15 protein-coding genes are annotated in these 14,493 nt (G+C 61.1%); 8 read left to right on the top strand and 7 right to left on the bottom strand.

Annotated elements, in window-relative coordinates:
* Nucleotides 1-17: 17 nt before the first annotated feature.
* On the top strand, nt 18-713 hold the full coding sequence (locus KCG88_RS07925) for a response regulator (RefSeq protein ID WP_047288278.1): 696 nt from the start codon (nt 18-20) through the stop codon (nt 711-713).
* Nucleotides 714-728: 15 nt separating this feature from the next.
* On the opposite strand, the gene KCG88_RS07920 is transcribed toward KCG88_RS07925, so the two are convergent.
* Nucleotides 729-1,763, bottom strand: a complete 1,035-nt coding sequence (locus KCG88_RS07920; protein ID WP_011062564.1) for a patatin-like phospholipase family protein — start codon at nt 1,761-1,763, stop codon at nt 729-731.
* Nucleotides 1,764-1,982: 219 nt separating this feature from the next.
* On the opposite strand from KCG88_RS07920, the gene KCG88_RS07915 reads away from it, so the two are divergent.
* The 3 genes from KCG88_RS07915 (at nt 1,983) to KCG88_RS07905 (ending at nt 4,079) form a co-directional block, all read left to right on the top strand.
* Nucleotides 1,983-2,261: a hypothetical protein gene (locus KCG88_RS07915; protein ID WP_011062563.1), complete on the top strand. Its 279-nt coding sequence runs from the start codon at nt 1,983-1,985 to the stop codon at nt 2,259-2,261.
* Nucleotides 2,262-2,404: 143 nt separating this feature from the next.
* The gene (locus KCG88_RS07910) at nt 2,405-3,172 is read left to right on the top strand and encodes a CHAD domain-containing protein (protein WP_210712189.1); all 768 of its coding nucleotides are present in this window, start codon (nt 2,405-2,407) and stop codon (nt 3,170-3,172) included.
* Between the two features lie 109 nt (nt 3,173-3,281).
* Nucleotides 3,282-4,079, top strand: coding sequence for a thioesterase family protein (locus KCG88_RS07905; RefSeq protein WP_210712188.1), 798 nt, complete (start codon nt 3,282-3,284; stop codon nt 4,077-4,079).
* A gap of 4 nt (nt 4,080-4,083) precedes the next feature.
* On the opposite strand, the gene KCG88_RS07900 is transcribed toward KCG88_RS07905, so the two are convergent.
* The 3 genes from KCG88_RS07900 to KCG88_RS07890 all read right to left on the bottom strand — a co-directional run bounded on the left by KCG88_RS07900 (nt 4,084) and on the right by KCG88_RS07890 (nt 6,940).
* Complete coding sequence (locus KCG88_RS07900; RefSeq protein WP_026019949.1) at nt 4,084-4,446, bottom strand: terminase; 363 nt, start codon at nt 4,444-4,446, stop codon at nt 4,084-4,086.
* Nucleotides 4,447-4,566: 120 nt separating this feature from the next.
* A complete protein-coding gene (locus KCG88_RS07895; protein WP_047288272.1) occupies nt 4,567-6,048 on the bottom strand; it encodes a methyl-accepting chemotaxis protein in 1,482 nt (493 codons plus the stop codon).
* Between the two features lie 85 nt (nt 6,049-6,133).
* Nucleotides 6,134-6,940: a TatD family hydrolase gene (locus KCG88_RS07890; protein ID WP_210712187.1), complete on the bottom strand. Its 807-nt coding sequence runs from the start codon at nt 6,938-6,940 to the stop codon at nt 6,134-6,136.
* 235 nt (nt 6,941-7,175) lie between these two features.
* Between KCG88_RS07890 and KCG88_RS07885 the strand changes: the two genes are divergently transcribed.
* From KCG88_RS07885 to KCG88_RS07875, 3 genes are all read left to right on the top strand, one after another.
* Nucleotides 7,176-8,597 (top strand): transglycosylase SLT domain-containing protein, encoded by a 1,422-nt coding sequence (locus tag KCG88_RS07885; RefSeq protein WP_210712186.1) that lies wholly within the window; start codon nt 7,176-7,178, stop codon nt 8,595-8,597.
* 103 nt (nt 8,598-8,700) lie between these two features.
* Nucleotides 8,701-9,135 (top strand): DoxX family protein, encoded by a 435-nt coding sequence (locus KCG88_RS07880; protein WP_047288264.1) that lies wholly within the window; start codon nt 8,701-8,703, stop codon nt 9,133-9,135.
* A 285-nt stretch (nt 9,136-9,420) separates the two neighbouring features.
* A complete protein-coding gene (locus KCG88_RS07875) occupies nt 9,421-9,741 on the top strand; it encodes a class I SAM-dependent methyltransferase (protein WP_210712185.1) in 321 nt (106 codons plus the stop codon).
* Nucleotides 9,742-9,872: 131 nt separating this feature from the next.
* Here the strand turns inward: KCG88_RS07875 and KCG88_RS07870 are convergent, their stop codons facing one another.
* Nucleotides 9,873-10,502 carry a response regulator transcription factor gene (locus tag KCG88_RS07870; protein ID WP_047337477.1) on the bottom strand — a complete coding sequence of 210 codons (630 nt, stop codon included), beginning with the start codon at nt 10,500-10,502 and terminating at the stop codon, nt 9,873-9,875.
* A 292-nt stretch (nt 10,503-10,794) separates the two neighbouring features.
* Between KCG88_RS07870 and greB the strand changes: the two genes are divergently transcribed.
* Nucleotides 10,795-11,268, top strand: a complete 474-nt coding sequence (gene greB / locus KCG88_RS07865; protein ID WP_047288260.1) for a transcription elongation factor GreB — start codon at nt 10,795-10,797, stop codon at nt 11,266-11,268.
* Between the two features lie 33 nt (nt 11,269-11,301).
* Here greB and KCG88_RS07860 read toward each other — a convergent pair whose 3' ends face one another.
* Together KCG88_RS07860 and KCG88_RS07855 are read right to left on the bottom strand one after the other, a co-directional pair.
* The gene (locus KCG88_RS07860) at nt 11,302-13,806 is read right to left on the bottom strand and encodes an ABC transporter permease (RefSeq protein WP_210712184.1); all 2,505 of its coding nucleotides are present in this window, start codon (nt 13,804-13,806) and stop codon (nt 11,302-11,304) included.
* Nucleotides 13,806-14,489 (bottom strand): ABC transporter ATP-binding protein, encoded by a 684-nt coding sequence (locus KCG88_RS07855; RefSeq protein WP_011062551.1) that lies wholly within the window; start codon nt 14,487-14,489, stop codon nt 13,806-13,808. Before KCG88_RS07855 ends, KCG88_RS07860 begins: the two co-directional genes overlap by 1 nt.
* Between the last annotated feature and the right edge of the window lie 4 nt (nt 14,490-14,493).

Here is a 14,493-nt window from a genome sequence, read left to right as displayed (position 1 = left end):
TGTCTTGAACTGAAACCATGAGCCAGACCGCGACCATCCTGGTCATCGACGACGAGCCGCAGATCCGCAAGTTCCTGCGCATCAGCCTGGCGTCCCAGGGATACAAAGTGATTGAAGCCGGTACCGGCACCGAAGGCCTGGCCCAGGCTGCCTTGAACAAGCCGGACCTGCTGGTACTTGATTTGGGGCTGCCGGACATGGACGGGCAGCAGGTGCTGCGCGAGTTTCGCGAGTGGTCGGTGGTGCCGGTCATGGTGCTTTCGGTGCGTGCCAGCGAGCTGCAGAAGGTCGAGGCGCTGGATGGTGGCGCCAACGACTATGTGACCAAGCCTTTCGGTATCCAGGAGTTCCTGGCACGGATTCGCGCCCTGCTGCGCCAGGCGCCGAGCGGGGAAGTGCAGGAGGCGGCGTTGCAAGTGGGGGCGCTGACGGTTGACTTGGCATATCGGCGGGTGTTGCTGGACGGTGTCGAAGTGGCCCTGACCCGCAAGGAGTATGCGGTGCTGGCCCAGCTCGCGCGGCACCCGGGGCGGGTGATTACCCAGCAGCAACTGCTCAAGGACATCTGGGGCCCGACCCATACCGAGGACAGTCATTACCTGCGGATTGTGGTCGGGCACTTGCGCCAGAAGCTGGCGGACGATCCGACCCGGCCACGCTTCATCGTCACCGAGGCGGGGGTCGGCTACCGCCTGCTGGGCGCCGACTCCTGAGTTTGTGGTCTTTGGCTACTGGTCCTGTTCGTAGCGGTCCAGGGTATCGCTGGCAATCTCACGGCCCAGGGCGATCAGCTCCGGCGCCTTGTAGAACTCGAAGAAGCGGCAGACGCGCTTGGGCACGTTGATCAGGATATCCGGCGGGTAGCCGGCGATCTTGTACTGTGCCAGGGAGGTCTGCATGACCTCGAAGCTCTGGTTGACCAGGTCCAGCAATGACGCCGGGCCGACGTTGTCGATGATGAAGGAGCCGCTGGCGGATTTCGGAGCACCGTCGGTTTGCGGCGCGGCGGCTGGTTGCTGGGCTTCAGGCTCCGCGCCCTCGACCCAGGGATTGATCTCCGCGGCTTCGCTCTTGAAGGCTTCCTGCTCAAGCAGTAGCAGTTGTTCGGCCTGCTTGCGGCGAAACGGCAGGTGCGAGCCCAGGGAATTGATCAGGCTGTCAAAGCGGCTCTTGAACGCGGGTGGGCGCTGGATCACCGGTAACTGGTAGTGGCGCTGGTTGGTGGAGTTGAGGTTGACCGCAATGATCAGGTCGCAGTGGCTGGAAACCACTGGAACGATGGGCAGCGGGTTGAGCAGGCCGCCGTCCACCAGCATGCGGTTGCCCTGCATGACCGGGGTGAACAGGCTGGGGATCGCGGCGGAAGCACGCATGGCCTGGTGCAGGCAGCCTTCCTGGAACCAGATTTCCTGTTGGTTGGTCAGGTCGGTGGCGACGGCGGTATAGGGAATGCGCAGATCTTCGATATTCACTTCGCCGACGATCTTGCGGATCTGGCCGAAGACCTTTTCGCCGCGAATCGCCCCCAGGCGAAAGCTCACGTCCACCAGGCGCAGCACGTCGAGGTAGTCCAGGCTTTCGATCCATTCCCGGTACTCGGCGAGCTTACCTGCGGCGTAGATGCCGCCGACCACCGCGCCCATCGAGCAGCCGGCAATGCAGGCGATGTCATAACCGCGTTTTTCGATTTCCTCGATGACGCCGATATGGGCGTAACCGCGAGCGCCCCCCGACCCAAGGACCAATGCGACACGTTTGCTCATGATTCGTCCCTTCGACAAACAGGCTGCAACAATGCACCCATAGCGCCTTGTGGTTCAATTGCTGATGCGCTGCGGGGCCTGTGAGTTTTTTTCTAGGGCCGCCTGGGCCGCGAGGCTATGCTCCTGCAGCTATATTTTCCAAGGGGCGGGACTGGCACTTTTTCCCGCCGCCATCGTCTTAGCCTGTACGACTGTTTTCCCTATCTTGAGGTGTCATCGATGAAAGCCTGGATCTGCCTGCCCCTGATTGCGTTGGTATTGACCGGTTGTGCAGGCAAGACTGCCTACCGTGACAGTTGCGGCACGCAGCTGGATGCTGCCTGGCACGAGCTGGACCTGGCCAAGGCCGAAGGTTTCGCCGGCACCGTGAGCTATTCCAAGGCGTTGTCGCTGCTGACCGGCGCCAAGACCCAGCAGCAATTCGAAGCCTTTGAAGGCTGCACCAACAAGGCCGAGAAGGCCCGTTTCTACATTCGTGAGTCCCGGGCCGGGCGCTGAGCCGAGACAGCCGCTAAGCTGGTCTGACAATCACCGCCGCGAACCTGAATGATCTGGCGCAATGCCTGTCGCCGGTTCGCGGTGCCATTCTTGGAGCTGGATAAGCCGAAGTCAGGCTTTTGACTCGTGTTGGGGAAGCCTTGATGTCTGCCTTGGTTGATCGTTTGGTGGCTCAGGTTCTGGGCCTGGAAGTGAGTTTGCTGGCTTGTCAGGCCCGCTTGGCGGCCGCCACGGATGCCGAGGCCTTGCATGATCTGCGCATCAGCGTGCGACGCTTGCGCAGCCTTTTGCGCCCGTTGCGTGGCCTGCCCGGAGTAGAGCACCTGGAAGCTGCGGCCAGCGAGGTGGGGCGGCTGACGACGCCGATTCGTGATCGTGAAGTATTGGCGGCCTATCTGCATCAGCATGGCCAGCATGCTGCCGCCGACCGTCGTACCTCACAGCTGTTGCATGAGTACTCGGCAGTGGCCGCGGGGGCCGAGCTGGCGCAGTTGTTTCTGGTGCTGGATGCCTTCCCCAGGTTCCTCCGGGCCTCTGAGCGCCAAGGTCTGCTGCGGGGCCTGCGCGGCAGTATCGAAAAACGTCTGGCCAAGCAGTGGAAGGCCCTGGGCCAGGCGCTGCTGGACCCTGCCCACGACCGACATCGCCTGCGCCTGCTGATCAAGCGGGTGCGTTACGCCGCCGATGCCTATCCCGACCTGGATCGCTTGCCCTCCCGGGCTATGAAGCGTCTCAAGGCAGCTCAGAGCGCCCTGGGCGACTGGCATGATTGCTGGCAATGGCTGGCCCAGGCCGAGCGGCAACTGGATTTGCTGCCCTGTGTAGCGGTGTGGCGCAGAACCATGCTCAAGGCCGAGGCCCGTTCCGATCAGGTACTGGAGCAACTGCATTGCGATTGCTTCAAGCGTTGAGGGTCAAAGGGCGGCTTATCTGTCCGCTGCTTTGGCCGGAATAATGGCTGTGTGGCTCTGCGACGCTGGTTAAGATCCCTCAGTCTATTTTTTGTCCCCCGAGGTTTTCATGCGTTTCTACGATTTGCTCGAAGCCGTTCGCGGCCAGCCCCAGGCGCTGACCATCCCGGCGGAATGGGCCCAGGGGCGCGCCAGTTTCGGTGGCCTGGTAGTTGCTCTGCAGTATGAAGCGATGCGGGCCAAGGTTGCGGCGGACCGCCCGGTGCGGTCGCTGGCGGTCACCTTTGTCGGCCCGGTGGCGCCAGATGTGCCGGTCAGTTTCGAGGTGGATGTGCTGCGCGAAGGCAAGGCCGTCAGCCAGGTGCTGGGGCGGGTCATGCAGCAAGGGCAAGTGGTGACTCTGGTGCAGGGCAGTTTTGGCGCTTCCCGTGAATCGTCCGTCAGTGTGGCCGCTGAGCCTGCGCCCGAAATGAAACACTGGGATGATTGCCAGGAGCTGCCTTATATCAAGGGCGTGACGCCGGAGTTCATGCGTCATCTGGCAATGCGCTGGAGCATCGGTGGCCTGCCATTCACCGGCAATCGTTCCCGGGATATGGGCGGTTGGGTGCGCCTGCGTGGGGATGTGAAGGAAGAACCGGTTACCGAAGCGCATATCCTGGCGCTGGTGGATGCCTGGCCGCCGGCGCTGTTGCCGCACCTGACCAAGCCCGCCGCGGGCAGCACCCTGACCTGGACCATCGAGTTCGTCCAGCCGTTGCTGGAACTGAGCACTCTGGACTGGTGCAAGTACCGGGTGGAAATCGAGCACGCGCGTGACGGCTACGGGCATGCGGCAGCGGCCTTGTGGAATGCTGAAGGCCAGTTGATCGCCCTGAGCCGCCAGACGGTGACCATCTTCGCCTGAGCCATCAGTGCCGGTGGCGCTGCAACCAGGCACGCCACCAGGCGCCGCTCAGGACAAAGCGCGGAAAGGTCACGAACTGTTCCACCAGCAGCCGTTGCACGGCATCCTTGCGATCACTGAAGGGTTCGGCGGCTTGGGCCTCCAGGCTGTGTCCGTGGCGCTGCAGGCCCAGGGCTGCGAGGATGCCGACCACACCGATGGCCAGGCTCAGGAAGCTCAAGGAAAACACGCCCGAAACAATCAGCAGAAAACCGATGATGAACAGCGGTACCGCAATCAGGTGCAATACCAGATTGGCAGGGTGCTGGTGATTCTGCGGGTAGACGCGCCATTGCCAGGCGGGGAGGTTGGGGTGACGTTTGCCCATGATGATCATCCTTAGTTCTTGAAGACTCATGAACCAAGGATAGGGGCCCGTTGGGATGGCGGCGAATCAAGGCTGGCTATCGGTCCGATAGCCAGTAGAGGGGGGGTAGAGGCGCTCGGGTCAGAGTTTCAGCTGGCCTATGGCTTTGCTCAACTCACCGGCCAGGGTCGCCAGTTCACTGCTGGTGGTGGCCGAGGCAACGGTCTGTTGCACGGTGTTCTCGGTGACATCGCGAATGCTCACTACCGCCCGGTTCATTTCTTCCGCTACCTGGCTCTGCTGTTCCGCCGCGACAGCGATCTGCGTGTTGCTTTCGCGCATCTGGGCTACGGCGCCGGTGATTTCCGCCAGTGCCGCGCCGGCTTCCTGGGCCTGTTGCACGCAGTCGTCGGCCTTGAACGAGCTTTCCTGCATGAAATCCACGGCATCCCGGGTGCCGGCCTGCAGGGCCGAGACCATGCTGGTGATCTCGTCGGTGGAGGTCTGCACACGCTTGGCCAGGTTGCGCACTTCATCTGCTACCACGGCAAAACCGCGGCCCATTTCCCCTGCTCGAGCGGCTTCGATGGCGGCATTGAGTGCCAGCAGGTTGGTCTGCTCGGCGATGCTGTGGATAACGTTGACCACGCCATTGATCTTCTGGCTGTCCTCGGCGAGCTTCTGAATCATCTCGGCAGTCTGCTGCACGCCATGGGAAAGCCCGGCGATGGATTTCTGCACCCGGCCCACCACTTCATGGCCGGTGCCGGCCAGTGTGTCGGCGGTCTGCGACAGGTCCCGGGTGGCACCGGCATGCTGGGCGATGTGATAGACGGTGGCGGACATTTCGTTGATGGCCGTGGCGGCCTGATCGGTTTCGCTCTGCTGGCCGAGCATGCCGTGGCGTACATCGTTCATGCTCGAGGCCAGGCGTGCGGCGCCCTGGTCCAGCTGCCGGGCGGTACTGGCCACGGTATTGACTACCCGCTGGTATCCGGCCTGCATGGCATTGAAGGCGCTGGCCATCTGCCCCACTTCATCCTTGCAGGACAGCGGCACGCGAGCAGACAGGTCGCCGGTTTTCTCCACGTGCAGCATGACGTCCTTGAGGGTGTTGAGCTGGCTGAGGAGAAAGCGGATCAGCAACTGCGAGGCGCAGAGCATGGCGAACATCAGGATGAACACTGCGACGGCGTAGTTGGTAAAACGATCGCTGAAGACCTGGGCCAGGCTCGGGGCGTAGGCCAGTACGGCAACCTGCTGGCCGTCGGCGCGCTGGATCACGTCAGCGCCCAGTAGCGGATTCTCACCGAACAGCGGCATCGGGTTGAGCTCGACCCAGCCGTTGGCGCCGTTGAGTTCGCTGAGAGTCTGCTCGTTGAGGCTGGGTGCCTGTCCCCGGGAGAAATACAGCAAGTGTTCAGCGCTGGGCAGCGCCTGTCCGACGGGCCAGGCGCCGAGCAGCCTCGCTTCGGCCTGGGCGGCCGCCTGGGCTGTCTGGCTGCGAGCCTGTTGCTCCAGTTGCACGGCGTACAGCACCAATAACAAGGTGGTGACGAAGGCGACTGCATTGACCGCCCAGAATTTGTACTTCAGCGAGATATTGCTAAGCCAGGCACCCATAGAAGGTCTTCTCTGATTGAGCGAAACAGTATTGGCAAGGTGCCATTATTGTGCCGCCATGATCTCGGAAAAATCTTGATGTGGGTCAAGCAATCTCTGGCAAGCGAAAAAACGCCCGGGAGCAAGCGGTACTGTGGCTTGCCAGGTCTTCCTGGGTTTCACCGCGGTGCAACGCAACTTCTCGCAAAACCTCGGTCAGATAGGCCGGTTCGTTACGACCATTTTTCGGCTTTGGCCGCAAGCTGCGGGGTAGCAGGTAGGGGGCATCGCTTTCCAGCATCAGGCGCCCGCGGGGGATGTCGCGTACCAGCGGGTGCAGGTGGGTGCCGCGGCGTTCGTCGCAGATCCAGCCTGTGATGCCGATGTGCAGGTCCAAATCGAGGTAGCTGAACAGGGCCTTTTGTTCCCCGGTAAAGCAGTGGACTACAGCAGCCGGCAAGCGATCACGAAAATCCCGCAGGATGTCCAGTAGACGCTGGTTGGCGTCACGTTCGTGGAGAAACACTGGCAACTGCAACTCGACAGCCAGGGCCAGGTGTTCTTCCAGGACTTTTTCCTGTTGCGGGCGGGGAGAGAAGTCCCGGTTGAAGTCCAGGCCGCATTCGCCCACGGCGCGTACCCGTGGCTCTCCAAGCAGCGCGCGCAAACGTCGCGAGCTATCGGCATTCCAGTCGCTGGCGCTGTGGGGATGCAGCCCTGCGGTGGCAAACAGTCTCTGCCCGTCGGCGTCCAGTTTCTGGCACAACTCCAGGGCCTGTTCACTGCCTTCGACGCTGGTACCGGTTAGGACCAACTGGCACACCCCAGCCTCATAAGCACGATTGAGAACGGCTTGGTGTTTTTCGGCAAAACTGGGATTGGTCAGGTTGACGCCGATATCGATGAGTTGCATGGTGCTATCTCCGCCTGCGGCCGGAAAGCATATCAGAGCTGTAGATTTATAAGAAAAACCAAGAACTACAACGAGTTATAGCTGTCTTTTGCTGCCGGACCAGAGCAACGGGCAAGTTTTTCAGCGCCATTGCACGGGTCTTTCGCAGCTTGCCAGCGCTCAATGCGCTCTGTTTCTGGCAATCAATTCTTCAAAAAACGACGAAGGGTTGAACAGTATTCTTTGCGGAGAACGGATGACCCGATCCTCGATATTGCTCGCGCTGTGCCTGTCATTGCTGCTGCCCTTGCCGGCGCTGGCGCGTTTGCCCGGACCACTGGAAGCACACGCCACGGGAAAAGTGCGCGACCTGGCGGAAATCCGCAGCAGCCAGGTACTCCGGGTGCTGGTCAATCAGAGCCGCAATAGCTCTGGAGAGGTCCAGGGCCAGGCCATAGGTGTCGAGTACCATCGCCTGCGCTCGTTCGAGCAGTACCTCAACGGCCATGCTCGTGACGGTCAGGAAATCAGCCTGAAGATCATTCCCAAGGCCAAGGACCAATTGCTGGGTGCATTGCAGCGGGGCGAGGGCGACCTGGTGGCGCCTGGCGAGCTGCTGGAAGCCCAGCCCGGAAATGCGGTCAGTTCCAGCGACCCGATCGTCAGTAATGTTCCCCTGCTGCTGGTAGGCCTCAAGGGGGAGCGCCGTTATACACGGATCGAACAGCTGTCCGGCAAGACCCTGACCCTGACTACCGGGAGTGCGGCGGGGGACGCGGTCAGCCAGATCAATCAGAAGCTGGCCCTGCACAAACTGGCGCCGATCAAGGTGGAGTGGGTCGATCCCAGCCTGGCGGTGGAGGATGTACTGGAAATGGTCCAGGGCGGCATTTTCCACCTGACGATTGTCGAGCAGCCGATTGCCGAACGCTGGAGCAAGATCCTGCCCAAATTGCGTGTGGACAGGCAGTTGAAGATCAGTGAACCAGGTGCAGAGCACTGGTTTGTCCGGCGCGATGCGTCGATGCTGCGGGCGAGTATCGACCGCTTCCTCAAGACCTATAGGGCACCGGCGGATCAGGATGTGGCGTTCCTGCGTATCTACCGACGCCAGTACCAGGTGCACTATCCACTGGCCCGGGCCGACCGTCAGCGTCTGGAGAAACTGCGTCCGGTTTTGCAGAAGCATGCCGGCGAGCAGGGCATGGACTGGCTGAACCTGGCGGCGCTGGCGTTCAAGGAGTCAGCGTTGCAACCCACTGCCAGAAGCGGCAGCGGCCCTACCGGGCTGATGCAGATAACGCCTTCGGCAGCGCAGCGAGTCGGGGTCAACAATATTCAGTCCGTAGATAGCAATGTGCAGGCAGGGGCCAAGTACCTGGCGATGATTCGCCGTAAGTTTTTTGCCAGCCCCAAACTCAATGAGCGCGAGCGCATGGCATTTGTGCTGGCGGCCTACAACATGGGGCCGGAGCGGGTGCAGGGTATGCGCAGTGAAGCCCGGCGGCGGGGGCTCAACCCCAACCAGTGGTTCTTCCAGGTGGAGCGCATCGCCATGGAGCAAGTGGGCATGGGGGCCGTCAGCTATGTTAATAGCGTCAACAAATACTATCTGGCCTTTGATCGTGAACGAGACTCCCTGGAGCCTCAGGAGCGAAAAGTTGCGTCACGCAAATAATCTAAAAAATCGATTATTGGCTTGAGTAATTTCCGCTTTTAACATGATTTAAACTGATTAGTATGGCGGCCAACTTTCCTACTTTCACACAGGACAACACAGCATGAGCACACTGACCCATAAGCTACTGGGCACTCGCGCGGGCTACGGCTTGACCGTACTGCGGATCTTCGTCGGCATCATCTTCGTAGCCCACGGCTCGCAGAAACTCTTTGGCTGGTTTGGCGGTGGCGGTCTGGCGGGAACGGCGCAGTGGATGGAGAGTATCGGTCTGGCTCCCGGCTATTTGATGGCGCTGTTATCGGGGGGCACCGAGTTCTTTGCCGGTCTGGCACTGATCATTGGCCTGTTGGCGCGTCCCGCTGCACTGGGCCTGTCATTCACCTTGCTGGTGGCGATCTTCTCGGTGCATATCAGCCATGGCCTGTTCATGGCCAACAACGGATATGAATTTGCTCTGGCACTGCTTGGCGGCACTGTCGCAGTTCTGATTGAGGGGGCTGGCAAGCTTTCTCTGGATGCGGCAATCGCCAGGTAAGTTGATGCTAGGACGGTGTTCCAGAGGCTCTGGATCAACCGTTGGCAAAGTTTTCCAAGGCCTGCGAATGCAGGCCTTTTTCGTTGCTGACAAATCTTGACACTGACCTGCCGGCTTCTCTAGGATGCTGCTCATGCGCCGATTTAAACAGCTACTTGCGGGGCGCCAGGTGAGTCGAAAGATCACTGATAGAAGCTATAGTCAGGCTTCGAAATACCGCTAAAGCGCTGGTTCGGTGTTGCCTCTCACCTGCCCGGCAGAAATCTGAGGCAGAGACACAATACGATGAATGCATCACGCCCCCTTGTACGTCTTGCGCCGATCACGGCGAGCCTTTCCCAGCGCAATCCGAAAATCCTCCTGGGTGGCAAGCACCAACCCACACTATTGCGTTATCTCGACGGTTGGCCACGACGTTCCCCGGGCCCAGCGGCGTTTCTGATTCAGTTTGTCGAAGAAGGCGAATCCCTGACACGTTTTGCCAGTGACAGCTTCGATCTGGCGGTCATTCCGGCACCTAGCGCTGCGGATGCTGCTGAAGTCATCAAGCAACTGACCCGCGTCGCTCGCCAGGGGTTGATCATCCGCCGCCAGTTCAGCAGTTGACCCGCCGGTAGTGCACCACGGCTGCTGAACTGCGCCTTGTACAGATCGGAACTCCATTGAACAGACAACGACTGGAAAGTCTTCAGTCGTGGCGGTTGTCCGTCATTGGGTGGCAATTACTGGCTTGACGATCAAACTACGGCATTGCGTTTGGCCAGTTCGGCCAAGGCCACCAGGTTGGAAACATTGAAACGCTTGAGTAGCCGCACTTTGTAGGTGCTGACGGTCTTGTGACTGATCAACAGCGCATCGGCAATCTGCTGGTTGTTCAGACCGGTAGCCAGCAGTTTCAGGACTGTTATCTCGCGGTCGGTCAGGCGGGAAATCAACACACTCTCCTGGTTGGCGGCGTTGCTGTTCTGCTGCAGGATATTAATGGTGTCTTCCGGAAAGTAGCTGTACCCGGAAAGGATGGCCTTTACCGCATTGGCCAATTCGTGAAGGTTCTCGGTCTTGCACAGAAAGCCCGCGGCTCCGGCTTGCAGGCAGCGCAGGGCGAAGTTTTTCGAATCACTTGAGGTCAGTACCAGGGTCTTGACGTGCAGCCCGGCGGACTTGATGTGCGCGATGACCGAGAAACCATCCAGGTTGGGGATGCCCAGATCGAGGATCAGCAGGTCCGGCAGGTGTTTGCGTACCAGTTGCACGGCATCGGCACCGTTGTCGGCTTCGGCGACGATATTGTGATGATGAGGATCCAGCAACGACTTGATGGCCAGTCTGATCAGTGGATGGTCATCGACGATAATGATGTTGCCCATGTGGTACTTTCCCTTTGTTTTTGAGGTGTTGGTAGTTATTGGCTAGCTCTGTGGGGAATAGGTATCAAGCAGTGTGGCGTGCCGATTGCCGACGCTCTTGTCGAACCTCTGCCCTGGGTCGTACGGCTCGGCTTTTTGGCCCTATGATTGGCTGACCTCTCTGAAATCTAAATCGGACAAATCTGATAGTGATGTCCATAGATCGGTGGCAGATGCCGCTCATGACGTGCCGGCTTTGTCGGCTCATACAACCAACGCGCAGCACGCATAAGGCTGGAGGGTGATTAGCCAATTGAGTACCAAGCTCATCACACAGGATGGTTACGATGCTCTGAAACAGGAGCTGGACTATTTATGGCGGGAGAAGCGCCCGGATATCACGCAGAAGGTCACCTGGGCGGCTTCGCTGGGCGATCGCAGCGAGAATGCGGACTATCAGTACAACAAGAAGCTTCTGCGGGAAATCGATCGTCGGGTGCGCTACATACGCAAGCGCCTGGAAGACATGAAGGTGGTTTCCTACGCGCCGGAACAGGAGGGACGGGTGTACTTTGGTGCCTGGGTCGAAGTCGAAAACGAGGCGGCCGAGATCAAGCGCTTTCGTATCGTCGGTTACGACGAGATCTACCAGCGCAAGGACTACATCTCCATCGACTCGCCCATGGCTAGGGCGTTATTGAAGAAGGAAGTGGGTGACGAGGCCATTGTCCACACCCCGGCAGGTGAAACCTGCTGGTGGATCAACCAGATCGATTATGTGAAGTAGGCTCGCCGACCTGGGCAGGCGAGCCTTGGGCTTTCAACCTTCGCGCAATACATTCAGCGGGCTGGCGTTCAATGCTCGACGGGTACCGAATACTCCCGCCCCGCCTACCAGCAGCGCCCCCACCAGAGGCAGCAGCAACAGCCATGGATGCGGGTGCCAGGGCAGATCGAAGGCGAACCGGTAGAGCACCAGGCTGACCAGTTCGCAGCCCAGTGCCGCCAGCAGGCCGCTGACTGCACCCAGCAGGCCGAACTCGATCCGCCGGGCCTTCACCAGCAGTTGCCGCTCGGCCCCAAGGGCGCGCAGCAGCGCACCCTGGCGAATGCGTTCGTCCAGGGTGGCCTGGAGCCCGGAAAACAGCACTGCCATTCCCGCTGCCAGGACAAACAGCAACACATATTCCACCGCGAGGGTGACCTGGGCCAGGATGCTGCGCAGTTGTTCCAGCAGGGCTTCGACCTGAAGGATGGTCACTGCCGGGAAGGCCCTGGACAGCTCGACAATCTGCTGATCGTGCCCAGGGCTCAGGTAGAAGCTGGTCAAGTAGGTTGCGGGCAGATCCTTCAAGGTACCCGGTTGGAAGATCATGAAGAAGTTCGGCTGGAAGTTGTCCCAGTTGATGCTGCGCAGGCTGGTGACCCGGGCCTCCCGGTTGGCGCCGGCGACCGTGAAGGTCAGGTGATCACCCAGCTTCAGCTTCAGGCTCTGTGCCACCTTGGCCTCGACCGAGACGCCAGGCAACCCGTCATCCGGTTGGGCTGACCACCAACTGCCCTCGGTAATGCTGTTGCCGCTGGGCAGATCGGCGGCCCAGGTCAGGCTCAGATCGCGTTGTATGGCCCGATCGCCGCTGGAATCCTTGCTGACGATCTCCCTTACCGGCTCGCCATTGATGCTCACCAGGCGCCCTGGCACCACCGGGTACAAGGGCGCCGAAGGGGCGGAGAGCTGAACCAGGCGCTCGCTGAAGGCCTGTTTTTCCGCTGGCAGAATGTTCAGTGCGAAGTAGTTGGGAGCATTTTTCGGCAATTGGTTTTGCCAGGTGTCCAGCAGTTCGCCCCGCAGCAGGGCAATCAGCGCCATGGACAACAGAATCAGGCCGAAAGCCAGGGATTGCCCGGCCGCAGCCAGGGGGTGACGCAGCAACTGGCCCAGGCCCAGGCGCCACGGCAGGGCGGCGCGGGCCAGCAGGCGCCGCAGGCTTTGCAACAGCAGCAACAACAAGCCACCCAATACCAGTGCCGCCAGCAGGCCACCGCCCAGCAAGGCAAAGGTCAGCACCAGGTCCAGGCTCAAGCGCCACATGATCAGGCCCAGGGCCAACAGAGCGGCGCCGTAGATCATCCAGGTGCTGGAGGGGATTGGCAGCAGGTCGCGGCGCAGTACGCGCAGCGGCGGCACCCGTCCCAGCGCAGCCAGGGGCGGCAAGGCGAATCCGGCCAGGGCCACCAGCCCGGTACCGATACCGGCGATGGCGGGTAGCAAGCCCCCGGGTGGTACGTCGTTGGGCAGTAGGTCATGTAGCAGGTAAAACAGGCCGAGCTGGGCCAGCCATCCCAGCAACGCCCCACTGAGGCTGGCCAGCAGACCCAGAACGCCTAGCTGTACGCTGAAAAGCAGCATGGTTTCCCGGCGTGAGAGCCCCAGGCAGCGAAGCAGGGCGCTGGCATCAAAGCGTCGCGCGGCAAAGCGGTTGGCCGACAAGGCTACTGCAACCCCTGACAGCAGCACCGCTACCAGGCTGGCCATGTTCAGATAACGTTCGGCCTTGCCCAGGGCTCCACCGATCTGCTGGTTGCCATCGCGGGCATCCTGCAGCCGCTGGTTGGCGGCCAGCACCGGCTTGATCTGTTGACGATAGGCTTCAAGCGCCGGAGCCGGTCCGCGCCACAGTTCCTTGAAGCTGACCCGGCTGCCAGGCTGGACCACGCCGGTGGCTTGCAGATCCTGCAGGTTGATCAGGACCCGAGGCGTCAGGCTGTAGAAGTTGCCGGCCCGGTCAGGCTCGTAGGTCAGCACCCTGGCCAGGCGCAAGGTCTTCATGCCGACGTCGATGCTGTCGCCGATCTTGAGGTCCAGCGCTGTCAGCAAGCGCGGTTCGACCCAGGCGTCTCCGGGCGCGGGACCGCCGCCGGGCTCTTCGACCCCATAGGGGGCTGCGGCACTCTTGAGCTGCCCCCTCAGGGGGTAGGCTTCGTCGACGGCCTTGATGCTGGAGAGCTGGATTGCATTGTCGGTGGCAATGACGCTGGAGAATTCGACTATCCGCGCATGATCCAGCCCCAGTTTCAGGCCGCTGTCGATCTGTTCCGGGCGTGCAGGGGAGCTGCCTTCCAGCAGTAGATCGGCGCCGAGGAATTCGGTGGCGCGCAACAGCATGGCGCCGTTCAGGCGTGCACCGAAGTAGCCGATGGCCGTGCTGGCCGCAACCGCTACCAGCAAGGCGAAGAACAGTACCCGCAACTCTCCGGCACGGGCATCGCGCAGCAGTTGGCGGACAGCGAGGCTGAACAGGCGCGGCAGCGGCAGACGTGCCATCAGGGCTCCAGAGGGGCGACCAGCAGGCCCGCTTCAAGACGGATCAGGCGCCGGCAACGATGGGCCAGGCGTTCATCATGGGTCACCAGCACCAGGGTGGTGCCGCTTTCCTTGTTGAGTTCGAACAACAGGTCACTGATGCGTTCACCGGTATGGCTGTCGAGGTTGCCGGTGGGTTCATCGGCAAACAGCACATCGGGTTCGGCAGCGAAGGCACGGGCAATGGCTACCCGCTGTTGTTCGCCACCGGAAAGCTGGCGTGGCGAGTGGCTAAGGCGCTGGCCAAGGCCAACCCGCTGCAGCAGTTCGGTGGCCCGCTCGCGGGCATCGCGACGGCCATCCAGCTCCAGGGGCAGCATGACGTTTTCCAGGGCATTGAGGCTGTCGAGCAATTGGAAGGACTGAAAGACAAACCCTACATGCTCGGCCCGGATACGGGCCCGCTGATCCTCATCCAGCTGGCTCAGGGCCTGGCCGGCGAGGGTGACTTCGCCGCTGCTGGGCAAGTCGAGCCCCGCCAGCAAGCCCAGCAGGGTGGATTTGCCGGAGCCGGAGGCGCCGACGATGGCCAGGCTGTCGCCCTGGTTCAGCTCGAGGCTGAGTTCATGCAGGATGGTCAGTTCACCTTCCGCGCTGGGAACCACTTTGCTAAGGTTCCGCGCAGTGAGAATGCTTGCGCCCATGGAG

Origin of the sequence: Pseudomonas sp. MWU349 (genome assembly GCF_017947325.1) — a bacterium.
Classification (GTDB): domain Bacteria; phylum Pseudomonadota; class Gammaproteobacteria; order Pseudomonadales; family Pseudomonadaceae; genus Aquipseudomonas; species Aquipseudomonas protegens.
This window is presented reverse-complemented; position numbering and strand designations above follow the sequence as displayed.